At 42.3% G+C, this 24,634-nt stretch carries 23 protein-coding genes; 18 read left to right on the plus strand and 5 right to left on the minus strand.

The window, feature by feature from the left end; genetic code table 11:
* Positions 1 to 54: 54 nt before the first annotated feature.
* Entirely contained in the window at positions 55 to 882 is an 828-nt protein-coding gene (locus tag YK48G_RS02770) for a lipoate--protein ligase family protein (RefSeq protein WP_203629191.1), read from the minus strand.
* A gap of 324 nt (positions 883 to 1,206) precedes the next feature.
* Here YK48G_RS02770 and YK48G_RS02775 point away from each other — a divergent pair, with 324 nt between their 5' ends.
* The 5 genes from YK48G_RS02775 to YK48G_RS02795 all read left to right on the plus strand — a co-directional run bounded on the left by YK48G_RS02775 (position 1,207) and on the right by YK48G_RS02795 (position 6,102).
* Positions 1,207 to 1,641 (plus strand): YwiB family protein, encoded by a 435-nt coding sequence (locus YK48G_RS02775; protein WP_203629192.1) that lies wholly within the window; start codon positions 1,207 to 1,209, stop codon positions 1,639 to 1,641.
* A 55-nt stretch (positions 1,642 to 1,696) separates the two neighbouring features.
* On the plus strand, positions 1,697 to 2,338 hold the full coding sequence (gene rpoE, locus YK48G_RS02780) for a DNA-directed RNA polymerase subunit delta (protein WP_203629193.1): 642 nt from the start codon (positions 1,697 to 1,699) through the stop codon (positions 2,336 to 2,338).
* 161 nt (positions 2,339 to 2,499) lie between these two features.
* Positions 2,500 to 4,116, plus strand: a complete 1,617-nt coding sequence (pyrG, locus tag YK48G_RS02785; protein WP_203629194.1) for a CTP synthase — start codon at positions 2,500 to 2,502, stop codon at positions 4,114 to 4,116.
* A 347-nt stretch (positions 4,117 to 4,463) separates the two neighbouring features.
* Positions 4,464 to 5,744, plus strand: a complete 1,281-nt coding sequence (murA, locus tag YK48G_RS02790; protein WP_203629195.1) for a UDP-N-acetylglucosamine 1-carboxyvinyltransferase — start codon at positions 4,464 to 4,466, stop codon at positions 5,742 to 5,744.
* A 106-nt stretch (positions 5,745 to 5,850) separates the two neighbouring features.
* Positions 5,851 to 6,102 (plus strand): type B 50S ribosomal protein L31, encoded by a 252-nt coding sequence (locus tag YK48G_RS02795; RefSeq protein WP_203629196.1) that lies wholly within the window; start codon positions 5,851 to 5,853, stop codon positions 6,100 to 6,102.
* A gap of 125 nt (positions 6,103 to 6,227) precedes the next feature.
* On the opposite strand, the gene YK48G_RS02800 is transcribed toward YK48G_RS02795, so the two are convergent.
* Positions 6,228 to 7,448 carry a multidrug efflux MFS transporter gene (locus YK48G_RS02800; RefSeq protein ID WP_203629197.1) on the minus strand — a complete coding sequence of 407 codons (1,221 nt, stop codon included), beginning with the start codon at positions 7,446 to 7,448 and terminating at the stop codon, positions 6,228 to 6,230.
* 54 nt (positions 7,449 to 7,502) lie between these two features.
* On the opposite strand from YK48G_RS02800, the gene YK48G_RS02805 reads away from it, so the two are divergent.
* On the plus strand, positions 7,503 to 8,219 hold the full coding sequence (locus tag YK48G_RS02805; RefSeq protein WP_203629198.1) for a class A sortase: 717 nt from the start codon (positions 7,503 to 7,505) through the stop codon (positions 8,217 to 8,219).
* On the opposite strand, the gene YK48G_RS02810 is transcribed toward YK48G_RS02805, so the two are convergent.
* Complete coding sequence (locus YK48G_RS02810; RefSeq protein WP_203629199.1) at positions 8,216 to 8,683, minus strand: low molecular weight protein-tyrosine-phosphatase; 468 nt, start codon at positions 8,681 to 8,683, stop codon at positions 8,216 to 8,218. The two genes, YK48G_RS02805 and YK48G_RS02810, sit on opposite strands and share 4 nt — an antisense overlap.
* A gap of 153 nt (positions 8,684 to 8,836) precedes the next feature.
* Between YK48G_RS02810 and YK48G_RS02815 the strand changes: the two genes are divergently transcribed.
* The 8 genes from YK48G_RS02815 (at position 8,837) to YK48G_RS02850 (ending at position 16,217) form a co-directional block, all read left to right on the plus strand.
* Complete coding sequence (locus tag YK48G_RS02815; RefSeq protein WP_203629200.1) at positions 8,837 to 9,604, plus strand: hypothetical protein; 768 nt, start codon at positions 8,837 to 8,839, stop codon at positions 9,602 to 9,604.
* Positions 9,605 to 9,660: 56 nt separating this feature from the next.
* A complete protein-coding gene (locus YK48G_RS02820) occupies positions 9,661 to 11,055 on the plus strand; it encodes a UDP-N-acetylmuramoyl-tripeptide--D-alanyl-D-alanine ligase (protein ID WP_203629201.1) in 1,395 nt (464 codons plus the stop codon).
* Between the two features lie 299 nt (positions 11,056 to 11,354).
* The gene (gene cshA / locus YK48G_RS02825) at positions 11,355 to 12,869 is read left to right on the plus strand and encodes a degradosome RNA helicase CshA (RefSeq protein ID WP_203629202.1); all 1,515 of its coding nucleotides are present in this window, start codon (positions 11,355 to 11,357) and stop codon (positions 12,867 to 12,869) included.
* A gap of 239 nt (positions 12,870 to 13,108) precedes the next feature.
* Positions 13,109 to 13,852 carry a sulfite exporter TauE/SafE family protein gene (locus tag YK48G_RS02830; protein WP_203629203.1) on the plus strand — a complete coding sequence of 248 codons (744 nt, stop codon included), beginning with the start codon at positions 13,109 to 13,111 and terminating at the stop codon, positions 13,850 to 13,852.
* Positions 13,853 to 13,987: 135 nt separating this feature from the next.
* The gene (gene acpS, locus YK48G_RS02835; protein WP_203629204.1) at positions 13,988 to 14,347 is read left to right on the plus strand and encodes a holo-ACP synthase; all 360 of its coding nucleotides are present in this window, start codon (positions 13,988 to 13,990) and stop codon (positions 14,345 to 14,347) included.
* A gap of 4 nt (positions 14,348 to 14,351) precedes the next feature.
* Positions 14,352 to 15,476, plus strand: coding sequence for an alanine racemase (gene alr / locus YK48G_RS02840; RefSeq protein WP_308440160.1), 1,125 nt, complete (start codon positions 14,352 to 14,354; stop codon positions 15,474 to 15,476).
* A 72-nt stretch (positions 15,477 to 15,548) separates the two neighbouring features.
* A complete protein-coding gene (locus YK48G_RS02845) occupies positions 15,549 to 15,833 on the plus strand; it encodes an antitoxin (RefSeq protein WP_203629206.1) in 285 nt (94 codons plus the stop codon).
* 12 nt (positions 15,834 to 15,845) lie between these two features.
* Entirely contained in the window at positions 15,846 to 16,217 is a 372-nt protein-coding gene (locus tag YK48G_RS02850) for a type II toxin-antitoxin system PemK/MazF family toxin (RefSeq protein WP_203629219.1), read from the plus strand.
* A gap of 314 nt (positions 16,218 to 16,531) precedes the next feature.
* Here YK48G_RS02850 and cbpA read toward each other — a convergent pair whose 3' ends face one another.
* Positions 16,532 to 17,176, minus strand: coding sequence for a cyclic di-AMP binding protein CbpA (gene cbpA, locus YK48G_RS02855; protein ID WP_203629207.1), 645 nt, complete (start codon positions 17,174 to 17,176; stop codon positions 16,532 to 16,534).
* Positions 17,177 to 17,445: 269 nt separating this feature from the next.
* Positions 17,446 to 18,408, minus strand: coding sequence for an L-lactate dehydrogenase (locus YK48G_RS02860; protein WP_203629220.1), 963 nt, complete (start codon positions 18,406 to 18,408; stop codon positions 17,446 to 17,448).
* Between the two features lie 214 nt (positions 18,409 to 18,622).
* Here YK48G_RS02860 and pth point away from each other — a divergent pair, with 214 nt between their 5' ends.
* From pth to YK48G_RS02880, 4 genes are read left to right on the plus strand one after another with little or no spacing between them, the layout of a single operon-like run.
* Positions 18,623 to 19,183 (plus strand): aminoacyl-tRNA hydrolase, encoded by a 561-nt coding sequence (pth, locus tag YK48G_RS02865; protein ID WP_203629208.1) that lies wholly within the window; start codon positions 18,623 to 18,625, stop codon positions 19,181 to 19,183.
* A 16-nt stretch (positions 19,184 to 19,199) separates the two neighbouring features.
* A complete protein-coding gene (mfd, locus tag YK48G_RS02870) occupies positions 19,200 to 22,733 on the plus strand; it encodes a transcription-repair coupling factor (protein ID WP_232365255.1) in 3,534 nt (1,177 codons plus the stop codon).
* Positions 22,723 to 24,306, plus strand: coding sequence for a putative polysaccharide biosynthesis protein (locus YK48G_RS02875; protein WP_203629210.1), 1,584 nt, complete (start codon positions 22,723 to 22,725; stop codon positions 24,304 to 24,306). The genes mfd and YK48G_RS02875 overlap by 11 nt, the downstream gene beginning before the upstream one ends.
* The gene (locus YK48G_RS02880) at positions 24,296 to 24,568 is read left to right on the plus strand and encodes an RNA-binding S4 domain-containing protein (protein WP_203629211.1); all 273 of its coding nucleotides are present in this window, start codon (positions 24,296 to 24,298) and stop codon (positions 24,566 to 24,568) included. Before YK48G_RS02875 ends, YK48G_RS02880 begins: the two co-directional genes overlap by 11 nt.
* Positions 24,569 to 24,634: the final 66 nt, after the last annotated feature.

The raw sequence follows: 24,634 nt of genomic DNA on the forward strand, positions 1-24,634 counted from the left end.
CATAGCTGTCCTAAAAACAAGCAGCGCTAAATGCCCCCAATCCTGTGTAATATCCTAAACAACCGGTAGCTGCTGATTGCGTAATTGAATTTTGGTGAGCTGTTTGGCTTGTTCTTGGACAAACTGCTCTGATCTTAGAAACTCAGGGGCGGTTGATAAATCAACAGCATCTCCCGTATCAAGCAAGCTGGTGATAAATCTTTGCCGGACGTCGTCGTTGGTGATCGTTGGCATCCCCAATTGTTGCAAGGTTGTCATGGTTGCCGGATCGACGACCGGAAACTGCCAGTGGTGCTGTGACTGGGCTTCACCAGCCTGATAAAAATCGATGACCGTTTGGCTGCGGTCATCTTGGTTACCACCAACACTCATGTATAACATGAGTACCACGGCGTTTTCGGTCCGCCGCTGGGCAATGCCGGCAATTTTTTGGCCGTTGACGCTGAGGTCAAACTTTCCTGGACAATATGAATGGACAATCTCATAGGTATCAATGGTGAGGGTATCAAAGCAACTGCGAATTAATTGGGCAATATAAGCATAAGCCTCATCCACAGAATAGGGGGTGCGCTTTAGCGGCATAAATAATGAAATGTTTAAAACTTTCGGGTCGCTAATGACTGCTAAGCCGCCAGAATTTCTTAAAAAGTAATCGAATTGATGATATTTGAGACTTGCAAGAGCCGCTGATAAATTTGGTAAGTGGCGGTCGTTAATCCCTAAAATCAGCGTTGGCACTTCAGTCGTCCAAAAGTGGACAAATGGACGCTGTAGTCGATCACAAAGCGCTAATAAGGCATTGGTGTCAGCAAAAGAAAGCAATTTTTGCGGTTGAGAGTAGACTTTATTAATGGCTGTAATGGCGACGTTTGAAAGCCCCAATGTAATTCCCCCCATTTCAAGTGAGCGGCGCAAAGTGGTTAGCCATTAGGCCTAGTGTTTTTGAGTCGTCACAATCTGGATTCACCTCAATGAAAATTCCGAGGCTAAAATTTTGTCGGCGACGTAGCGGCACTAAGGATTGCTTTGCGCAGCTGTCTTAAAAGATGATAACTGTTATAATTATAACAGAAACCGTTAGTAAAATAGGATAAGATCTGGTTAATCCAAAATCACATAATTGCCGATGGCTCAATTATGTGCGAAATGATCCGTTCGGTTATATAATGTATTAGTTAAGCAAGTAGAATAAAAAGAAGGTGCATTATGGATAACTTGGCAACTGGCGTTCCAGTTCAAATTCATTTGGAAACCAACATTGTTCAAAGTGGGGAAACATCAAATTATGTGTTTGATGTGGCTGGCCAATTAGTTCAAGTCGGCACTAGTATTTACATTCGGTATACTGAAGATGCTGATGAGGGGCCTGTGCCAGTCACCATTAAGTTAATGGAAAATGGGGATATTAAACTGACTCGTTCGGCAACGAATCGCCTGCAGCTGTTCTTTAGTCAGGGCAAGCGGATTGCCGCCCGTTATCGGACACCATATGGGCTCTTAGACATCCAAACGGTGACTTCGGCACTAGATATGGAAATCCTCAATCAACCGTTACGAGGCAAGGTAGGCATCGATTATTTGTTGTACGCTGGTAGTGAATTATTAGGCAAGTATAATATTCGATTGCAATTTACAATTTAATCGAGTATAGTAATTTTTAGACTGTTGTTAGACTGTTGAAAGGACGTGTACCAGTTTGGAATTAGAAGTCTTTAAAGGCCAAAACAAAAACGAACTATCGATGATTGAAGTCGCTCACGCAATTTTAGCAAAACGTGGTGACACAATGCCATTTGCCGACTTGGCCAATGCGGTTCAAGCCTATTTGGGTGATAGTAATAAGGAGATTCGGGATCGTTTATCACAATTCTATACGGATCTCAACGTTGATGGTAGCTTTATTTCACTTGGTGACAATCTTTGGGGACTACGAACATGGTACCCATATGAATCAATTGATGAAGCAACTGTCCACGCTGAAGAAGATGAGGATCGCCCGAAGCGAAAGAAGCGGCGAAAGGTTAACGCCTTTTTGGCCGATGCTTCTGATGATGACGACGTGATCGACTATGATGATGATGATCCAGAAGATCAAGACGATGACGATTTTGTCGAAGATGACGATGCTTCTGACGATGACGATGATGCCGCTAGTGAAGATTTAGGTAAATATAACAAGGATCTTCAAGATATCGACGACGGAACTGACGATCCGGATGACGAAGATTTGCCAGATGGCATTGAAGGCCAACTGAATGAATTAAACGATGATGACGATGACTCATTTGATGATGATTCTGATGACGACGATGATTACAATTCAAAAGATGATCATTAATTCTTGACTAATATTTAAAATGTATGTATCATGTTTTTTGGGCTCCTTGAAGTTTTCAAGGACATCTGAACGATGATTAAATTGTTCCCTATTCAGTTTTGGATAGGGATTTTTTTATTTGTGAATTCCCCAGCTAACTATTAAGAGGAGAGGATTATATAATGACCAAATATATATTTGTAACTGGTGGCGTTGTTTCTTCCTTGGGTAAAGGGATTGTGGCAGCTTCATTAGGGCGACTGTTAAAAAATCGAGGATTAAATGTCACCATTCAAAAATTTGATCCATACATTAACGTCGACCCCGGCACAATGAACCCGTATCAACACGGGGAAGTTTTCGTTACCGATGACGGAACCGAAACTGATCTTGATCTTGGCCATTATGAACGATTTATTGATAATAACCTGAATAAGTATTCCAACGTGACAACGGGAAAAATCTACGATGAAGTTTTGAGAAAAGAGCGTCACGGTGATTATTTAGGGGCAACCGTTCAAGTGATTCCTCACATTACGGGAATGATCAAAGAGAAAATCATGCGGGCTGCCAAAGTTTCCGACGCAGAAATTGTGATCACAGAAATTGGTGGCACCGTTGGTGATATTGAATCATTACCATTTTTGGAAGCCATTCGGCAAATGAAGACGGAAGTTGGCGACGAAAACGTCTTTTATATCCATACCACGCTGATTCCATATTTGCGGGCTGCAGGTGAAATGAAGACTAAGCCTACCCAACACAGTGTCAAAGAGTTGCGGAGTTTGGGAATTCAGCCTAATTTGTTAGTCGTACGTTCTGAAAAGCCAATTACTGATTCAATGCGAAAAAAGATTTCGCTGTTCTGTGATGTCAAACCACAAGCTGTTGTAGAATCGTTAGATGTGCCAACGCTGTACACGATTCCGCTTAACTTGCAAAAGCAGGGGATGGATCAACAAATTTTGGATCATTTCGGGATTGAGAAACCAGCGGCCGATATGGCTGAATGGCGTGAACTCGAACAACACGTTCAACATCTGAAGCGAACCATCCACATTACATTGGTTGGTAAATATGTTGGCCTCCACGATGCGTACATTTCGGTTGCTGAAGCCTTAAAACATGCCGGTTACAAAGTTGATGCTGATATTGACCTTGAAATGCTTGACTCAGAGAAGATCAATGACGACAATGTTAACGAATTACTGGCACCGGCCGATGGGATTATTGTGCCAGGTGGTTTTGGTGATCGGGGAATTGAGGGCATGATTACGGCCATTCGGTATGCTCGAGAAAACGACGTGCCTTATTTGGGCGTTTGCTTGGGGATGCAGATGGCTTGTGTGGAATTTGCCCGTGACGTTCTCGGCTATCAAGATGCCAACTCGACCGAAATGAACCCACGGACCAAGCATAATGTCATTGACCTGATGGCTGATCAAGAAGACGTTCATGACATGGGCGGTACTCAACGCTTGGGTGCTTATCCATGCAAATTGAAACCGGGCACCGTTGCGGCGAAGGCTTACGATGGTGCTGACGTGATCTCAGAACGTCATCGTCACCGTTATGAATTTAACAATGCTTATCGCGATGCCATGGAACAAAACGGCATGGTTATCTCCGGAACATCACCTGATAATCACTTGGTTGAAGTTGTTGAAATTCCGGCTAATCGATTCTTCGTGGGGTCACAATACCACCCAGAATTTATTTCCCGTCCTAATCGACCAGAAGGCTTATTTAAAGATTTTGTTGCAGCTGCTAACGATGCTTATCTTGATAAGAATAAGTAATTAATGGGCGTTTTGCCCAGTTAAATTGAAAAGCAACCTTTCAAATAGATTATTTAAAGAATGGAGTAGACGTTTTGACGCCTGCTTCATTTTTTTTGATCCCAAATGAACCTGATGCCAAAAATGTTGACCTGCCTTTTGACTCAGCGGCTGTTGTAAACGGAAACTAATTGTGTTAAATAGCGATCAGTTTCCGTTTGGACAATCCCTTTGGTCATCAGACTCTTCCATTGTTTTTCCCGTTACAAATTGTATAATTCAAGTAAGGGTATTGTAATTTGCAATTTTTTTCTTTAATATATCTTTTAGCGTTAAAAATGTTCGATTGTAGAAGTGAGGAAAGTTTGATGACTAAATTAATCATAAATGGCGGGAATCGCCTTTCAGGTGAGGTGTCCATCGGCGGTGCCAAGAATAGTACCGTTGCCCTAATTCCGGCCGCAATTTTAGCGGACACCCCAGTGAGGTTTGATTCGGTTCCGGACATTTTGGATGTTCACAACTTAATGTTGATTTTAAAATCGATGAATGTATCGTCGCAATTCAAAGGGGATGTGTTAACAATTGACCCAACCAATATTGTTGAAGCGCCCCTTCCAAGCAAGGCGATCAAGAGTTTGCGAGCTTCCTACTACTTTATGGGAGCCTTACTAGGCAGATTTCAACGGGCAACGGTCAGCTTTCCTGGCGGCGATAATATTGGCCCGCGACCAATTGACCAACATATCAAGGCATTTAAAGCATTAGGTGCCGAAGTGAGTGATCATGATGGCACAGTCACCATTAAGACGGGACCAAATGGATTACACGGTGCGCAAATCTTTTTAGATGTTGTTTCCGTTGGGGCAACAATCAATACAATTTTGGCGTCCGTTAAAGCGCCTGGGACAACGGTGATTGGTAACGCCGCCAAGGAACCAGAAATTATTGATATTGCGACGTTTTTGAATAATATGGGTGCAAACATTCGTGGTGCCGGCACTGATGTGATTCGAATCGAAGGGGTGCCCACGCTACAGGCGCGAAATACGCATACGATTATTCCGGATCGAATTGAAGCTGGTACATATCTTTCAATGGCCGCAGCAGTTGGAGACGGTGTTTTAATCACGAACATTATTCCAGAACATTTAGAGGCATTTGTTGCCAAGTTGGAAGAAATGGGCTGTGATCTAACGGTCTATGAAGACAGTATCTATGTCGGCCCCTCTCATGATTTAAAACCAATTCAGATAAAAGTGATGCCGTTTCCGGGATTTGCCACTGACTTACAGCAGCCCGTTACGCCGCTATTATTTAAGGCGCATGGCCGCAGTATTATTATTGATACCATTTATCCTCAGCGAATTAAGCATATTCCCCAGTTGAATAAGCTGGGTGGTCGAATTAAGTCAGAGGATACTGACGAAGGCATTATCGTCGTTGATCATTCGCCAAGCTTAACCGGAGCCAAGGTAGATGCGGGCGAAATTCGCGCGGGGGCTTCACTGGTGATTGCTGGGTTAATGGCCAGTGGCACAACTGAGATTTCTCACGCTGAGTATATTCTGCGGGGTTACGGGAGTATTGTGGATAAATTAACAGCGATCGGGGCAGACGTGAAGCTGGAAGTTGAGGAAAAGGTTTAATCGAATTTGTATTGAATGCTGTATTAATTTATGTTAAACTAACAAGGTTGACTAATCGATAATCTCTGGGTCATCCGATTGGCTCAGGGCAAAGGAGCGATAGATAATGAAAAAAGGAATTCATCCAGCATATCAACAAGTTGTATTTCAAGATTCATCCACTGGTTTTAAGTTTATCTCAGGATCAACTAAGACTTCTGATGAAACCATCAAGATGGACGATGGTAAGACATACCCATTAATCCGGGTTGAAATTTCATCTGATTCTCATCCATTTTACACTGGTAAGCAAAAGTTTACGCAAGCCGATGGTGCTGTGGATCGTTTCAACAAAAAATACGGCCTTACAAACAACTAAGGTTAACTTTAAGCAGGTCACAATTTGTGGCCTGCTTTTTCTTTGAATTGAAAAAGATTAGGAAATTTTGTTGGCAGCCTAATTTAAGAGGCTTGAAAAAGGATTTGGATGATGAAATTGACCCCTCACTGTCGACGGGCGTTTCTCATCGACTGAGTGCTGTGGTACACCAGTGTTAGATTAATGACGACCAATAGTGCGGTTGAAATAAAAACACCTGCGTAATCAAACGCTGACGATACAAACGACCCAATCATTGGCCCGGCGACGTTACCCATTGCTTGAAAGGATTGATTCCAGCTAAAAACCCTGCCAGTTACTTGCGGTGGGGTATTCTTGGCGAGAATTGTTTGAACGGCGGGCAACATTGATGCATTGGCAACACCAATCACAAAACGTAACGCAATCAGCTGCCAAACGTTAGTGACAAAGGCCATTGGGATATAAACGGCGATCGCTAAGATAAAACCAATGATTAAAATGCGATCAGTGCCAATCCTATCACCAACCCGCCCCAATAATGGCGCAGCAAATAATGTCGCAATACCGGGAACCGCAGCGACGATGCCACTATAAAATGTCGTTGCGGGGCTGTTATTCATGATTTGGCGAACGTATAATGATAAAATTGGGACAATTGAGTTGTTAGCGGCTTGAATGATCATGGTTGTGGTAAACAGCCAAAAAACTAATTTGGCGTTGGCAAGTTCGCCGATAACCCCTTTAGTATTGAGCATTTTGGCTTTGGCTGTCGGCTGGAAATCTTCTTTGACAAAAATGGCGGTTACCAAGAAGACGAGGATGAACAAAAAGCCGGTAATAAAAAACGTCATCCGATAGCTAAAAAGCGATGCTAAGGTCCCACCTAATAAGGGGCCAAATAACGCTCCAGAAACGTTGCCGGTTACCAACATTCCTAGCGCTTGGCCACTACGGCGTTTGGGGACTTGAGTGGCAATCAAAGCATTGGCGTTACTGATATAACCGGAGAAAACTCCCTGCAAGAGCCTGAGTGCGATCAGCTGCCAAACGTTCATTGCCAAGCCCATTAAGATAAAGACAATCGCCATGCCGAGTGACGCTCTGTTCAGCATTAACTTTCGACCGGTTCGATCAGCCATCTTGCCCCAAAGTGGTGAGGCTAAAGCCGTTACAAAATAGCTGGCAGCAAACGCCAAGCCGCTATATAGGCTTAACTGGCCGCGGTTAAAAGTTCCCATTGAATCAACATAAAGTGATAAAAAAGGCATCACTTCACTAAAACCAATGCTGGCCATAAAAGTACCAAACCAGAGGACTTTTAGGTTTCGCTGCCAAGAGTTTGGGGCTAGTTGATTATCACTCAAAGGTTTATCGCTCCTATCAAGAATTTAGTCAAATCAGGTTTAACGGAGGTTGGGATGAAAAAAATAGTTAAACGGATCATGGTCAACACGTTATTTGTTTTACTGATTTTATTTGCACTCGCCCTTATTTTTAATCGGCAAATCAAAAATGAAGTGATTAAATCTTACCAACCTAAAGTGACTCGGAAAATGGTCGAAGAGTCTCAAATGAGGCAAAAAAAGCAGACCACCCGCCATTCAAAGAACGTAAGCTATAATTTTAAAAAGGTGAAATCACTTGATTTTGAAACCGCGATGCGCGCCCGCATGAATACCCAACAGTTGGAAGTAGTTGGGGAAATCCTGGTTCCAAAAGCGGCCATCCACTTGCCAATTGGCCTTGGCGTCGCTAACCAAACGCTGGCGCTAGCGGCGGGGACCATGCGAGCAGATCAGAAAATGGGTAAGGGCAACTATCCACTTTCCGGCCATCACATGGTTAACCGACATGTCTTATTTGGTCCGCTGTATTTTAAAACCAAGGTTGGCGACAACGTTTATTTGACGGATATGAAAACCATTTATCACTATCGAGTCTATCGACGAACCTTTATTGCAGCAACCAGAGTGGACGTTATTAAGCAAACCAAAAAGCCTATTTTGACATTAATTACGTGTGACGCAACAGGTGCTGGTCGCTTAATGATTCGGGGGAAACTGGTTGATCGTTATCGCTTGAGTCAGGCAACGGCAAAATTAAAACGAGCCCTATTGAGGCCCGCCAACAATTAAAGAAAGTTTGTCTTAATGTAATCCAACCACTTAGGCAATGACTCTGATAATTGGGAATAAGTCCTGCCAAATTTGTGGTCATACCATGGATCGGGAATATCTTGCCCCATCTGTGTTGGAATGATATCTAAGCAAAGGTGGATTTTTTTCTTATCCGCTTCTGGTGATAGTTGCTTCAAATAATGGATATTTTGACTATCCATACCAATGATGAGATCGGCCCACCCAAAGTCTTTTGGAGTGATTGGTCGAGAAACAATTCCCGAAAAATCAATCCCGTGTTTTTCTAATACAGCTTGGGCACCTGGGTGAGGGGGATTGCCCTGTTCTTCGCTACTGATGCCGGCAGAATCCACTTGAATTTGTGTTTGTAAGCCTTCATTTTTAACCATCGTGCGAAACATTGCCTCGGCCATTGGTGATCGACAAATATTTCCTAGACAAACAAATAAAACGTTAGTCATGATTTTAACCTCGTAACCAATTATTGTGTTAACAATTATGTTACCAACTATTGACCAAAAGGGCAAACATAATCATTTTTGAAAGCTATTTACAGACAATGGCTTGAAAGGGTAGTACAATAAAATTAGAAATAATGATGGAGTAATGACACAATGAAGGGCAATTTCATTTTTATAAATACAAATCCAATTTCCAATATGATCTTATCGTCGGGGATTACTGCTGCGGATTTTATTAACGGGCTCGACCAATTACCGGGCAATATTATTCTGTTGAATAATGATGAACAAGATGCGAATGGTTACAATTCGCATTCAAAGTTTAATTTAATTTTTGGGTCCTCAGAGATTCGCCAATACTTACTTAAGAATCCAACTGCCTCAAAGAAGTTTATTGATTTTGATGATGAAGACAGTGTGAATAACTTGTCCCCATACGAAATTGCAGAGTTGTTATACTTAGCTCACTTTGGAACGCCAATGGGTCGGCCGTTTTCTTCCAAGTTATTGAACCACTACATTTATTTGACTCAAGATGATGGCACGATTCGATCATATTACCGACGGTTTTCTGATTTTAACCACGTTTTAGAAATTGCCATTAAACGAAACTTGCGAGAAACGCACAACACATTGCGAGTTTTCCTGCGGCCTTTGGCAATTAAAAATATTGACAACTCAATTTTAATTCAACTCATCACTAAGGCTAACGATGGGCTTTTTATCTTATTTGGGTCGTTGAGGGAGCGAAATCGAACCTATCATATTCCCCTCAGGATTTTAAAGGATCCAGATCGGGTTTCGATTATTTTAAGAACCCAAACCATTATTGAAAATACGAATTACGCCGGGGATTTAAGCTATAATTTGCAGAATTCTACGTGGCAGCTCGAATGGCAGGATCAAACAGCAAGTGTTTAGCTGTTTGATTTTTTGCTATAATTAGGAGTAACAATTAAAACTGGAGCGTTTAAATAATGAAAATGACAATTGGCGAAATTGCTTCTGCAATCAATGCCAAAACAGATGGTATTTCAGAAAAATCATTAAAAGAAGAGACTAGTGGCGTATGCTTTGACAGCCGTAAGCTAAAGGAAGGGCAGCTGTTTATTCCGTTGGCCGGCGAACACGATGGTCATGACTTTATTGAGTCGGCAATCAAAAATGGCGCCAAGGCAACCCTATGGGCAAGTGACAAGGTTGATCGCCTGCCGCTTGCAATCCCAGCCCTCGTCGTTGATGATCCATTAGCTGCCTTCCAGCAATTGAGTCGATATTACTTGACTAAGATTAATCCGCGAGTGATTGCTGTGACCGGCAGTAATGGCAAGACAACGACCAAGGACATGATTGCAGCAATTCTTGCCAGTACGTTTCACGTTACCAAAACCTATGACAACTTTAATAACGAAATCGGCGTGCCCTACACCATTTTACAAATGGAGCCAAATACCGAGTTCTTGGTGGTTGAAATGGGGATGGATCGCCCGGGACAGCTTGATTTCTTATCCAAATTGGTTCAGCCGGACGTTGCGATCGTGACGATGATTGGTGAGGCCCACATTGAATTCTTTGGCACGCGTGGCAAAATTGCCGATGCCAAGATGGAAATTACGCATGGCCTTAAGGAAGATGGCTTATTTATCTATGATGGTGATGAACCGTTACTCGTTGAGCGGGCTAAGAATTTAACCATGGCTAAAACAACTTTTGGCAGAAAATCAACTAATGACATTTATGCAACCGAAACCCACGATAGTCAATATGTGACGTCATTTAAAGTTAACCTTTGGCCTGAAATGGACTTCAAGATACCCTTAATGGGGGACTACAATGTTAATAATGCGTTGGCAGCCATTGCGGTTGGCCAAGTATTTCGAATTCATCCATCCTTAATTGAAAAAAGGTTAACCCAATTTGATTTGACTAAGAACCGAACTGAATGGTTAGTTGGTAAAAATGGCGAAAAAATTTTAAGTGACGTTTATAATTCCAATCCAACGGCTGCCAAAGAAGTCTTAGCTGCCTTTCAAGAAACGCCAACGGATGGCCGCCGAATCGTCGTTTTGGGGGATATGCTCGAATTAGGTGACCAGTCAAAGCAAATGCATGCTTCTCTGGCTGCCAGCATTGACCCAAGCCAAATTTCACAGGTTTATTTGGTTGGTGAAGATATGCGGGCACTATACGATCGATTGAAGCCAGTATTTGCGCCTGAAAATTTGCATCACTATGCAGCCAATGAACTTGATCAGTTAAGCACCGATTTGGCAGGACAATTAAAGGCTGGCGATGAAGTGATGTTAAAAGCCAGCCACGGGTTGCACTTAGAGAATGTGGTTGCCAAATTAGTGGCTGCTGGTACGGATTAAAGTGGGTCATTTACCCGTTTTCCTTGCGTATTGTAATTAAACGGTGTAGACTTAAAAAGTTATTTTGTAATAAATGATTGATGGTCAAGTTGATAACGCAGCCTGGGAAACGGATTTTTCTCTAGTTATCAGCGGCACCTTGATTATTTCAGAATTAGGACAGCTGCGCAAAGCAAAAATCTTCATACAAGCAAGCTTCACAATTAATTCGCAGTTTGGATTTGGTTGTTGGAAAGGCTTGTATTCCGATTTCAAACCGCTTTGCTCCGCTCACTGTATTTATTTAGGAGGAAACATATTTGAAGTTTAGTGAACTAGGATTATCAGACCGCCTGCTAACAGCTATTTCCAATAGTGGCTTTGAAGAAGCAACACCCATCCAAGCAGAGACTATCCCAATGGTTTTAAAGGGTGAAGATGTGATTGGTCAAGCCCAGACTGGAACAGGAAAGACGGCCGCATTTGGTCTGCCAATCTTACAAAAGATTGATTTCGACAACCCAAATGTTCAGGCACTTATTATTTCACCAACTAGAGAGCTGGCGATTCAAACCCAAGAGGAAATTTATCGACTGGGTAAGGATGAAAAAGCCCGAGTTCAAGTTGTATATGGCGGAGCTGATATTCGCCGACAAATCAACGCATTAAAGGGTCATCCACAGATTGTGGTTGGAACGCCTGGTCGAATTCTCGATCATATCAGACGTCGGACCTTAAAGTTAGAGCATGTTAAGACCTTAGTTTTAGATGAAGCAGATGAAATGTTGAATATGGGATTTCTTGATGATATTGAAGATATTATCAAACAAACCCCAAAGCAACGACAAACGTTACTTTTTTCAGCAACGATGCCGGCCCAGATCAAACGGGCGGGGGTTCAGTTTATGAAAGATCCTCATCAAGTGACGATTAAGGCCAAGGAACTGACAACTGACTTAATCGATCAATACTATGTTCGGGTTAAGGAATATGAGAAGTTTGATACAATGACGCGCTTCTTTGACGTTCAAGATCCTGAAGTGACGATTGTCTTTTGCCGGACGAAGCGGCGGGTAGACGAAGTTTCTAAAGGGCTTGAAGCACGAGGATACAAGGCAGCTGGCCTTCACGGTGACTTGACCCAAGCTCGTCGGTCCCAGATTATGCAGGAATTTAAAGTTGGCAAAATTGATATCTTGGTCGCAACCGATGTGGCAGCTCGAGGGATTGATATTTCTGGGGTTACCCACGTTTATAATTACGATATTCCCCAAGACCCTGATAGTTATGTCCATCGAGTTGGCCGAACGGGCCGTGCCGGAAAGCATGGTGTTTCAATCACTTTTGCAACGCCAAACGAAATGGAATATCTTCGAGAAATTGAAAAGCTAACCAAAGTGCGGATGTTGCCTTTGAAGCCACCAACCGTCCAAGAAGCTTTTGTTGGTCAATTGAACTCTGCAGAATCAGATATTGCCGATTTAATTAAGAAGACCAATACCGATAAGTACGAAAAGATGGCTGATAAGTTGCTTGATGAGTACGAAGCAACTGATTTGGTTGCGGCATTGTTGAATGATGTGACTCGAGATAACGTTAAGGTTAAGATTACACCGGAACGCCCATTATCACGTCATCACGGTCATGGTGGTCATTCCAATAATCGCCGGGGTGGCGGCCATTGGAATGGTTCTAGAAACCGTCGTAACAACGATCGAAATTCTTCTCATGGTCGTGGTCATGGCAGTGGTAGTCGAGATCGTAACCGAAGCGGTAAGACTAACAAACGTTCTAATAACAATAATAAGCACCGTTTCACAATTAAAAATTCTTAAAAGCTAAAATCACGTTAACCGTGAATGAATCGAGGGCTGGCAAATGTCGTTTTTGTCAGTCCTTTGTTGTCTGTTGATAAATGGCTAACCATCCTCGAGTTAAGCCCGATAGGTTAAATCGTCGTCCAAGTAAATAATCTGATTCAAACGATACTGGAAAAATGTTAGAATAAAGGCAAATATTGGTATGTGCAGGCGTAACCAAAAACAACAGTGCCGGTGATGAGAAAGGGATAAAAATGCTTTCAATCATTTATTTGGTGCTGATGAGTTTATTGGCGGGAGTTTTAACCGGGATCGTCGGGATGGCTTCTTTGACGCTATATCCGGTTTTACTTTCTGTGGGGGTGGCGCCAGTTATCGCCAATGCCACAATTACGGTCGCGCAAGTTGGGGCAGGGGTTGGAACTGTGTCGGCGTCCCTAAATGAATTGAGTCATCATTGGCGTCAAGCAATTCAAATTGCGGTTTTAAATACACTGGGCGGCGTCATAGGGGCTTTGATCCTCATTCACAGCTCAAATGGTGGGTTTAAAAAAGTTGTCCCCATCTTTATTATGTTGGCGGGCATTATGATTTTAATCCCCAAGCCCAAGGCTGCCAGAAAACGCCATACGCAACTAGCAACCGGGATGAGTTGGGTAGCTATTTTCCTGGTTGGAATTTACAACGGTTATTTTGGGGCAGCTTCGGGGTTATTGATGATTGCGGTTCTTTCAAAGATTGTGAATGAAGATTATGCCATTTACAATGCAATGCGGAATTTTGCATCATTTACGAATAATATCGTGGCGGCTGCGATGTTTATTTCAACAATTTCAATTGATTGGGCGGTTATCGTACCACTGTTAATTGGTTTATTTGCTGGTGGTTATTTGGGACCGGTGATTGTCCGCTATATTCCGTCTAAGCTCATTAAGCTTGCCGTTGGCGGCTTTGCGATTGTTTTAGCACTTATCCTGGGATACCAAGCCTATTGGTGATGCCATGTGAGCATATTTGTCAGATTAAGTGGATGTCGAGCATTTGTCACCAAGTAGTAGATTCAACGATTGCAACTGGTCGTGCGGTTTTGTGGTATGATTAAAAGTAACTTTTATAATTAATGAGGTTGTTAAATGATTGCCGGAATTGGAATCGATATTACTGATATTTCAAGAATTAGAGCTGCGGTTAACAAGAATCAACACTTTATCAATCGGGTTTTAACGCCCGATGAAATTTCACAATTAAGTCAACTTTCTGAAAAGAGGCGGTTTGAATATATTGCCGGGCGCTTTTCCGCTAAAGAATCGTATTCTAAAGCGTATGGTTCCGGCTTAGGGAAAAAAGTGAGGTTTCAGGATTTGACGATTATCAATAATCAGGATGGAAAACCGGTTGTTTATAATCATCCGTTTGATGGGAATGCGTTTGTTTCGATTTCCCATACCGACGAAACGGTTGTAACTGAAGTGATATTAGAGAACAGGGGCTAAAATGATGGCAGTTGGAAAATTACGAAACGCCAAAGTGATTATCAATCAACAAGCGATCTATGATAATTTGATTAATACAAAAAATCACTTGGAAGCCGGAACTGATTTATTTGTTGTTGTCAAGGCAGACGGTTATGGCCATGGTGCGATTCAAGTGGCCAAAGTGGCTGAAAAAGCCGGTGCGGATGGTTTTTGTGTAGCGTTAATCGATGAAGCATTAGAGCTTAGGCAGGCTGGTTTTACTGAGCCAATATTAGTCTTAGGGATTACCGATCCGCAATTTGCGACAATTGCGCGGGACAATCAGATTTCGCTGACAGTTAGTTCAACGGACTGGTTAAAAATTGCCGCTGATTTTTTGAACCAAGTTCCCAGTGGTCTAAAATTAAACGTTCATTTAGCTTTGGATACTGGCATGGGACGAATCGGTTTTCAAACCCCTGACGAGTTGAAAACGGCGGTCCAGGTTTTGGGCCAATTTGGCCAGGTAATTAATTTTGAAGGCATTTTTACCCACTTTGCGACCGCGGATAGTCCGGATACAGATTATTTTAATTATCAATATGATAATTTTAATAAATTGATGGCGGTGATTGATAAACGGCCGCGATATGTTCATGTTGCCAATTCGGCAACTAGCTTGTGGCATCAAGTTTGTGGGGGAAACATGATCCGATTTGGAATTGGCACCTATGGTCTTAATCCGTCGGGGACCGAAATTCCGGACTTACCTTATGAGCTGCATCCGGCCATGTCAGTGGTTGCCAGTTTAATTTACGTTAAACTCGTTGCGAAAGGTAAATCCATTAGTTATGGTGCCACTTATACGACAAGTGAGGATGAATGGATTGGAACTGTACCACTTGGTTATGCGGATGGGATTTCGCGGAAGCTGCAAGGATTCTCAGTGTTAGTTGATGGGAAAAAATGCCCAATCGTTGGCCGGGTTTGCATGGATCAATTCATGATTAAACTGCCAAAGGCCTATCCGTATGGGACCCCAGTAACGATCTTAGGCAAATCTAAAGATCAAGAAATTACTGCGGATGATTTGGCAAAATATTTGGGGACGATTAATTATGAGGTTGTTTGTGGCTTTAGTAACCGATTAAGAAGGAAATATGAATAAGGGTACTGCATTTCCAGGCGTTCCATGGTATTATTGTAAAATGAAGTAATCTGGAATATAGGGGAAATTACGATGGATAAGGCAACTAACCAAAGGCATTTTTCAGTTATGATTAATGATAAGATTGCGAGCCGTTTAGAGCAGTTTTGTTCAACGGTCGGTGTATCTGAGAGCGCAGCAGTTGAAGTTGCAATTAATTACTTTTTTGATGATCCACAAGTGATTGATGGGTTAATGAAAGGCTATCGTGAAATGGCCAGTTTGAATCGACAAATTAGTCATGATTTTTCTTGTTGTGAAGAGGACGCTGATGTTCATCTGACTCAGTATCGTCAAGGATTGCGAAATTTCCATTAGATCTTAGTGACGATGGGAGGTGTGAGGGTGACTGACGTTACATTTAAGCGTGGAGACATTTTTTACGCCGATCTTTCACCTGTGGTTGGTTCCGAACAAGGTGGCATGCGACCGGTTTTGATTATCCAAAATGATATTGGTAATCATTATAGCCCAACTGTCATTATTGCAGCAATTACTGCAAGAATTTCAAAGCCCAAGATGCCGACTCATGTTGGGATTTCTGCTGGTAATGGTATTGAGCGTGATTCGGTTATTTTACTAGAGCAAATCAGAACAATTGACAAGCAACGGTTAAAAGACAAAGTCACTCATCTCGATAAGGCGATAATGAATAAAGTTGATAAAGCAATCAAAATCAGTTTAGGAATCAGTAAAAATTAGTGAGAGATCGATACATAATCCGATAAGCTTTCAAAGGTGATCAGCTTCATTTAAGCAATGGTTACTTTAGTAAAGCGTGCTTCCACAATTAGCATATAAACAATGGGGCTGAGGTGTTTTAAATCAGCCGCCAGCAACAAAAAGACCAACCATCGTAATCTTGATGGCTGGTCTTTTTGGGCTGGTGGCTGAAATTAGCGACTGAGGATATAGAGCAGTTATCGCTTTGGCGTTCAGTCAAGAACCAATTGTATTTGATAAATTCAATACGCATTGCTGCGATCATAAAGGATTTATGAATTGCCACGGCAAACTTACTTATTTTCTTCTTTGAGGTTTTCAACTTCTGGCACTCGGAACTCTTTTCGTTCTAGGGCAGCAATAATCCGATTTAAGCGATCCTGATCAACTTCAGCCGGGAGGGTAAACATGATTCGGTGGACGAGTTCGCCTTCTTGGGCATCTAAAGAAATAACGCTGGCAATATTGGTATACTTAGTAATGATTTTAGCGATTTCTTCAAGATCGCCCCGTTCGCCACTCGAAACAACGGTCAACACATAACTGCCAATATTGACATTCCAGGATTGAGAAAGCATGTCTAAAAGACGCGTATGGGTTAAGATCCCATAAAAGTTATTTCGGTCATCTAAAACGGCAATATATGGGAGGTCCTTAATTGAGAAGAAGACTTGGAAAAAGGCCGAATTTACATTTACAAATTTAGTCGCATTTTTTAACAGGGTCGTGACTGGCAATGACATGTCGCCGCCGCGAGATTTATGACGATAAATGTGCATTTTGTAAATGTTGCCACGAAAAATCGTTCCAGTTTCGTCAAGAATTGGGACACAGCGATAACCAGAATCTTCAAGTGTTTTAAGGGCGTCTTCTAAAGTGGCGTCCTCTTTGACGGTTACTAGACGCTCTTTTGGTTTCACCAGTGTTTTTAATAGCATATTAATTCCTCCAAAGTAAGCCTTAATACCTTCACTATACCATATGGTCATTTGGAAAAGTATGGTTACTCTCATTAATATTTAAATAAATTAGAGAACCAACAGTAATAAGTGCATCAATTCTAGAATTTAGCCAGCAGTAATCACGAACTGAATGGTAGTGGCAGACGATAATGAACGCCCTTGTTCCATACTTAACCAACAAGGTCATAAAAAAACGATCAAAGCGAATATGCATTCGTTTTGATCGCTTAAACGGCTCAAACTAATTATTTTTGCAAATTAGCCATTCCATTTTCAAGGGTTTCTTTCAAAGTTTTAGCAGAAGCCTGCATCTTGGACTTTTCGTCATCATTTAATGGCACTTCAATAACTCGGTCGATACCAGCGCCGTTAATAACAGCGGGTGAACCAATGTATAAGTCGTGCAAACCATACTCACCATCAACTGGTGCACCAACTGGTAAAATGGCGTTTTCGTCGTGTAAGACAGCTTTTGAAATGCGCATCAAAGCAGTGGCGACACCATAGAAAGTGGCACCCTTTCTGTTGATGATTTCATAAGCTTTCTTGCGAACATCGTCTTCAATTTTGGTTAAGTCATCAGTTGACAAGCCAGCTCGTTTAGCGGCAGCAAGGAATGATTCACCGCCAACCCGGGCTGCAGAATAAGCTGCAAATTCTGAATCACCGTGCTCGCCCATAATGTAAGCATCAATTGATTGTGGGCTAACTTTTAATTTCTTGGATAAAGCAACTTGGAGCCTGGTTGTATCCAATGAAGTCCCACTACCAAATACGCGACTCTTTGGGAAGCCAGAGAATTTTTGAGCAGCATAGGTGAGAATATCCACTGGGTTGGCAGCAACTAACAGAACGCCTTTAAAGCCTGAAGCCACTAAAGGTTTGATAATGGATTGCATGATCTTCAAGTTTTTGTTAACAAGATCTAACCGGCTCTCACCTGGTTTTTGTGGCGCACCAGCAGTAATAACGGCTAAGTCAGCGTCAGCACAGTCCTTATAATCACCTGAATAGATATTTTTGGGGGCAGTGAACACTTGAGCATCTTCCAAGTCAAGTGCGTCACCTTCCGTGCGTTCCTTAATCACATCAACGATTACAAAGTCTTCAGCAAGTCCTTGTTGCATCATGGCAAACGCATATGATGAACCAACAGCGCCATCACCAATTAAAGCAACCTTTTGACGGTTTTGAGCCAAACAAATCATCTCCAAAAATTATATTTTCCTACTCTCAAAGTATACCATGCAAACGATTATTCGTTCAGCCCTTTTTGGGGGATTAGGAAGCTTTTTTCAGAAAACAGCTTCTTATCATTTGTGGTCGTGAATATGATATAATTTGGACGTTAAGTCAAATCTGACAACAGCTGAACGGAAGAAGTTCAGCCTTTTGTGTTGGAAGAAATGTGAGGAAATTGAAATGAAAATGATCGTCGGATTAGGAAATATTGGCCCCCAGTATGACCAAACAAGGCATAACACAGGTTTTATGGTCGTTGAACAGTTTGCACAAAGTCACGACATTAACATTAAAACGCGAAAGATGAATGCAAAGTTTGGCACAGGGTTTATTAACGGCGAGAAGGTGTTGGTTGTTGAACCTACGACTTTCATGAATGACTCAGGAATTGCGGTTAAGCCACTGATGGATTACTTTGACATTCCAGTTGAGAATATCGCGATCGTTCATGATGACATGGATTTACCCATTGGCAAAATTCGCGTTAAAGACAAGGGATCTGCCGGCGGCCATAACGGAATTAAAAGTATTATTTACCAATTAGGAACCGAAAACTTTACGAGGGTGCGGGTTGGTACTGGTCACCCAGATAAGACTAAGAGTGTGGTTAATTACGTCCTCGGTAAATTTACCAAGGATCAGCTTCCTGGCTTTAAATTGGCGGCTGATCATTCCGTAAATGCTTTAGATGACTGGGTAGATGGCCTTTCAATTTCGGAGCTTGAAAATCGATACAACTAATGAAAGGACGAGTGACTTGCGTTTAGATCAATTACTTACGGACATTCCTCAATATGCCCAACTTATTTCCAAACTAACCCCTAAGAGCCGCCAACTAGTAACGGGAATGGGCGGCTCGGCCAGGACACTTTTAATTCAGAATTTATTGCATTCAACTGAGCGGCCAGTTGTCGTGGTGGTTGACACTTTATTTCACGCAGACCAATTAGTCAACGACTTGGCAAATGTGATTGAAGATCATCAGTTGTTTGAGTTTCCAGTTGAGGAAATGGGTGCCGCTGAGTTAGCCACCAGTTCGCCGGAGTACAAATCCCAGCGAGTCTTGGCACTTAACCAATTAGCTAGTGGTAAGCCGGCCGTCGTTGTCACGTCGGTTTCTGGCGTTCGGCGACTTGTCCCGGCACCCGAACAGTTTAAAAAAGCTAATTTGACGATTCGGATGGACGCTGAATATGATCTTGAAAAGATTAAACTAAAGCTTCACCAGATGGGATACGTTTTTCAAAAATTGGTGGCCGCTCCAGGAGATTTTGCCATTCGGGGATCGATTTTAGATGTTTTCCCACTGAATAGCCAAGATCCAGTTCGAATTGACTTTTTTGATACTGAGGTTGACTCCATGCGGATATTTGATGTTTCCAATCAACGAAGCATTAAAACAATTGATCAGATTGATATTTTGCCTGCCACTGATTTGTTAATGGATGAAGATCAACGAAACCAAGTAGTGAATCAGCTGCAAAAGCGCTTAACAGCCGAACAGGCAAGCTTAACGGAAAAACAAGCGAAAAAGTTAGCGGATAACTTGGCGCCACAAATCATGGATCTCCAAAACGGATTGCGGGATCCGCGGCTGCTTTTATTTGCTGACATGATTTATGATCAACACTATTCTTTGTTGGATTACTTGGCAGAAAACGGCATTGTGATATTTGATGATTATTCGAGAATCACGGATGCAGTTCGTCAATTAAGTAGCGATGATGATGAGTGGCTGCTTGATAAAATAATGCATTTTGAAGTTTTAAAGAAAACAAGCTATACCAATGATTTTAAGCAGGTATTCAAAAAAAACCAACACGCCAGTTTAATTTTATCGCTTTTCCAAAAGGGGCTTGGCCGGATGCGACTAGATACCATTGAAGATATCACGGTTCGGCCCATGCAGCAGTTCTTTTCACAGATGCCGATGCTCAGAACGGAAATTAAACGGTGGCAAAAACAAAATACAACCGTCATTATCATGGTTCAAGAGGCCAAGCGTCTGCAAAAGGTTGCTCAAACATTAACAGATTTTGAAATCCCGGTAGTCCAAACCGATGCTGACCATTTACTAGCGCATAAGGTGCAGTTGATTTCTGGGAACTTGGAGAACGGTTTTGAACTGCCAGTTGCGAATTTGGTAGTGATTACAGAAAAAGAGATGTTTGGAACGGTCGTCAAAAAGCGGCCGCGGCAAACAACGTTTAACAACGCGGAACGGATTAAAAGTTATACGGATCTCAAACCCGGTGATTACGTTGTTCACGTTAATCATGGGATCGGCCGTTATGAAGGTATGAAAACGATGACGGTTGATGGCAAGCATCAAGACTATCTGACGATTTCTTATCGCGATTCAGCCAAGTTGTTTATTCCGGTAACCCAGCTAAACTTGATTCAAAAGTACGTCTCGTCAGAGGATAAACATCCACGAATTAACAAATTGGGCGGCAGTGAATGGGCTAAGACCAAACGAAAAGTTGCCGTAAAGATTGAAGATATTGCTGACGATTTAATTGATTTGTATGCTAAACGAAGCGCCGAAAAAGGGTACGCCTATCCGGTAGACGATTCATTGCAAGCTGAGTTTGAAGCCAGCTTTCCCTATACCGAAACCCCCGATCAATTACGGTCAGCAACTGAAATTAAACGTGATATGGAACGTCAGCACCCAATGGATCGACTGCTTGTTGGTGATGTGGGGTATGGTAAGACTGAAGTGGCTCTAAGAGCGGCATTTAAAGCAATTGAAGTGGGAAAACAGGTCGCGTTTTTGGTGCCAACGACGATTCTGGCTCAGCAGCACTACGAAACGATGTTGGATCGTTTCAGCGATTATCCAATTACCGTTCGGGTCTTATCCCGCTTCCAAACCAAAGCCCAGGTTAAAGAAACCCTAGCCGGCTTAAAAAACGGAACGGTTGACGTCGTTGTTGGTACCCATCGACTCTTATCCAAGGATGTTCATTTTAATGATTTAGGTCTCTTGATTATTGACGAGGAACAACGGTTTGGCGTTAAACATAAGGAACGAATCAAAGAGATGCGGGCAGATGTTGATGTCTTGACGCTCACCGCAACACCAATTCCCCGAACTTTAAATATGTCGATGATGGGCGTTCGTGATTTATCGGTAATCGAAACACCGCCATCAAACCGTTACCCAATTCAAACGTATGTCATTGAACAAAATGCCGGAACAATTAGAGAAGCGATTGAGCGGGAGATGGCTAGAGGTGGTCAAGTCTTTTACCTGCATAATCGAGTGGAGGACATTGAACGAACCGTTGAGCAAATTAGTGCCTTGGTGCCACAGGCTAGGGTTGGCTATATTCACGGCCAGATGTCTGAAAATCAAATGGAAGATATTTTGTATGACTTTATCAATGGTGAATATGATGTGTTGGTCACCACCACGATTATTGAGACAGGAGTCGATATTCCAAACGTTAATACGTTGTTTGTTGAAAACGCTGATCGGATGGGCCTTTCACAGCTCTATCAGCTGCGAGGCCGAATTGGCCGAAGCAGTCGGGTGGCGTATGCCTATTTTATGTACAAACCCAATAAAGTTTTGACTGAGGTTGGCGAAAAACGACTTGAGGCAATTCGTGATTTCACTGAGTTAGGTTCAGGGTTCAAGATTGCCATGCGTGATTTATCGATTCGAGGTGCCGGCAATCTTCTTGGTAAACAGCAGCATGGGTTTGTTGATTCGGTTGGTTATGACCTTTATACGCAGATGCTGTCAGATGCGGTTGCCAAAAAGCGTGGCAAGGACTTTGAGTATAAAACCGACACAACGATTGAACTTGATTTGGAGGCTTATCTGCCAAGTGATTATATTGAAGATAATCAGCAAAAAATTGAACTTTACAAACGAATTCGCCAAATTGAAAATCAGGATCAACTCAATGAAGTCAAGGATGACCTATTGGATCGTTTCGGTGATTATGGCGAGGCTGTCGCCAATTTGTTAGACATAGCTGAACTCAAAATGTATTCAGATGAGGCCTTGGTTGAAAAAATTCATCAAGACCAGCCAAAGATCACAATCCGCTTTTCAAAGCGCGCCAACGCTGAATTTGAAAGTAGGGAATTACTTGAAGCAATTGCTAAGACAACCTTTAGGGCAACCATTAATACCCAAGGCGATCAGTTTATCATTCAATTAACTGTTCAACCAACTATGAAAAAGTGGTTAAAGCAGCTGGTTGCGTTGTTTAAACAATTAGCCAAAACCCGCCAATCCCATCGATCAGGTAAGGTAGAAAGCCATGAAAAATAAATCCAGAAGAAAACAGGTGATGGCGGGCACCTTATTATTGACGGTTGCATCATTTGTTGCCAAAGTGTTGAGTGCCGTGTACCGGATTCCCTTTCAAAACATGGTGGGAAACGTGGGCTTTTACGTTTACCAACAAATCTATCCAATTTATGGCTTGGGGATGACGATCGCTTTGACTGGCTTTCCAGTATTTATTTCCAAATTGGTGGTTGATACCGCCAACCCCCATGATCAAGTGGCCTTAGTTTATCGAATTCAGCTCATCTTATTGATGATCTGTTTGGGAATGTTTGGGCTGCTTCAATTTGGCGCGCAACCTTTGGCCAGGGGAATGGCTGATGAGCGATTAGCCCCCGTGATTCAATCGGTTAGCTGGATGTTTTTGCTAATTCCGTTTTTATCCACTTGGCGTGGGTATTTTCAGGGGCGCTTTGAAATGCGGCCGACAGCTTATTCACAAGTGATTGAACAAATTGTGCGGGTAAGTGTCATCTTACTAACAGCTTATTGGTCAATTCACGCCTTAGTTGATCCTTACAAAATGGGTGAACTGGCCATGTTGTCAGCGCCACTAGCTGGAATTGGAGCAGCCATTGTCGTGGCCGGGTGGCTCAAAAGTCAGCCGCTGCCTGCTTCCAGCCGGCATCTCGTTAATCAAGGGATGCTAAAAAAAGTCATCCTAGAGGGAGGCACAATTTGCTTGGTTACGGCAGTGATGCTGTTACTGCAGTTAGTTGATTCATTTACGATCATTTCTGGGCTTAAGGGTTTGGGAATATCTTTGGGTCAAGCTCAAAATCTAAAGGGAATCTATGATCGCTCCCAGACGCTTGTTCAACTTGGCTTGGTATTGAGTACGGCCTCAACGACGGCGGCTTTACCAAGTTTAACGGTTGCGTATCATCGCCAACAGGATTTAACTTTTCAACACATTGCGGCTGCCAGTCTGCGGACAAACTTTGCGTTGGCACTAGCGATGAGCGCCGGTTTGTTCGCATTGATGCCACAAATCAACCGACTCCTATTTTCATCGAGCCAGCTCAACCTCACAATTAGTGTGTATTGTCTCAGTATTGTCTTGGTGGCCATCCTGTTTGTTGATAGTATGGTTCTTCAAAGCCAAAGTCAGTATTGGCCAATTATGGTTGCGATCTTAGTTGGCCTTGTTTTCAAAATGGCAAGCAATCGATTATTAATTAGTTGGTTTGGCATTATTGGGGCAAGTTACGCGACGATCGCCAGCTTGGCGGTTATCTTAATCGTGGTCACAATCCTTGCTGGCGTGCAGTTACTTAACTTGTTTTCCAGTCGTCAAGTTGGTCAATTAGGTATTATTTTATTGGTGATGGTCGCAATTGTGCACCTGGTGGCCGATGGTATTTTATCAGTTGGCGGAATTGTTTGGCCAAGAATCGAAGCGTTGTTGATTGTCATGATTTGTGTGCCAATTGGGATTACCATCTTTTTTGGCGGCTGCAAATTATTAAACGTATTTACAGTGCGTGAATGGTTGGCAATTCCACTGGTCAGCCGTTTCATTAAACTAAAAGGAGAAAAAAGTAATGAGAATTGATAAATTTTTAAAGGTATCTCGAATTATTAAACGGCGATCCGTTGCCAAAGAAATTGCGGATAAGGGTCGAATTTTAATTAATGGTAAAACCGCTAAGTCGTCATCGGATGTAAAATCTAATGATGAAATTACCATCAAGTTTGGTAATAAAACGTTAACGGTCTTAGTTAAGGAATTATTGGATACAACTAAAAAAGATGATGCGCAACGAATGTATGAGATCACATCGGAAAAATACGAACGCGATTTTAAAAACGAATAATTAAGTAAATCACAATTTTTTATAAAACCTCGAAATTGCGTAGACAAATGGTAGATTGTTGTTGTA

This window comes from Lentilactobacillus fungorum (assembly GCF_016860605.1).
Classification (GTDB): Bacteria; Bacillota; Bacilli; order Lactobacillales; family Lactobacillaceae; genus Lentilactobacillus; species Lentilactobacillus fungorum.

Bases quoted from the DNA above. Each gene is read 5' to 3' on its own strand.
- murA (WP_203629195.1), top strand. From the start codon at position 4,464: ATGACTAAATTAATCATAAATGGCGGGAATCGCCTTTCAGGTGAGGTG.
- YK48G_RS02850 (WP_203629219.1), top strand. From the start codon at position 15,846: ATGGGAGGTGTGAGGGTGACTGACGTTACATTTAAGCGTGGAGACATT.
- YK48G_RS02830 (WP_203629203.1), top strand. From the start codon at position 13,109: ATGCTTTCAATCATTTATTTGGTGCTGATGAGTTTATTGGCGGGAGTT.
- alr (WP_308440160.1), top strand. From the start codon at position 14,352: ATGGCAGTTGGAAAATTACGAAACGCCAAAGTGATTATCAATCAACAA.
- YK48G_RS02845 (WP_203629206.1), top strand. From the start codon at position 15,549: ATGGATAAGGCAACTAACCAAAGGCATTTTTCAGTTATGATTAATGAT.
- pth (WP_203629208.1), top strand. From the start codon at position 18,623: ATGAAAATGATCGTCGGATTAGGAAATATTGGCCCCCAGTATGACCAA.
- YK48G_RS02775 (WP_203629192.1), top strand. From the start codon at position 1,207: ATGGATAACTTGGCAACTGGCGTTCCAGTTCAAATTCATTTGGAAACC.
- acpS (WP_203629204.1), top strand. From the start codon at position 13,988: ATGATTGCCGGAATTGGAATCGATATTACTGATATTTCAAGAATTAGA.
- YK48G_RS02860 (WP_203629220.1), bottom strand. From the start codon at position 18,408: ATGATTTGTTTGGCTCAAAACCGTCAAAAGGTTGCTTTAATTGGTGAT.
- cbpA (WP_203629207.1), bottom strand. From the start codon at position 17,176: ATGCTATTAAAAACACTGGTGAAACCAAAAGAGCGTCTAGTAACCGTC.
- pyrG (WP_203629194.1), top strand. From the start codon at position 2,500: ATGACCAAATATATATTTGTAACTGGTGGCGTTGTTTCTTCCTTGGGT.
- YK48G_RS02815 (WP_203629200.1), top strand. From the start codon at position 8,837: ATGAAGGGCAATTTCATTTTTATAAATACAAATCCAATTTCCAATATG.
- YK48G_RS02805 (WP_203629198.1), top strand. From the start codon at position 7,503: ATGAAAAAAATAGTTAAACGGATCATGGTCAACACGTTATTTGTTTTA.
- YK48G_RS02810 (WP_203629199.1), bottom strand. From the start codon at position 8,683: ATGACTAACGTTTTATTTGTTTGTCTAGGAAATATTTGTCGATCACCA.
- YK48G_RS02880 (WP_203629211.1), top strand. From the start codon at position 24,296: ATGAGAATTGATAAATTTTTAAAGGTATCTCGAATTATTAAACGGCGA.
- YK48G_RS02795 (WP_203629196.1), top strand. From the start codon at position 5,851: ATGAAAAAAGGAATTCATCCAGCATATCAACAAGTTGTATTTCAAGAT.
- YK48G_RS02820 (WP_203629201.1), top strand. From the start codon at position 9,661: ATGAAAATGACAATTGGCGAAATTGCTTCTGCAATCAATGCCAAAACA.
- YK48G_RS02875 (WP_203629210.1), top strand. From the start codon at position 22,723: ATGAAAAATAAATCCAGAAGAAAACAGGTGATGGCGGGCACCTTATTA.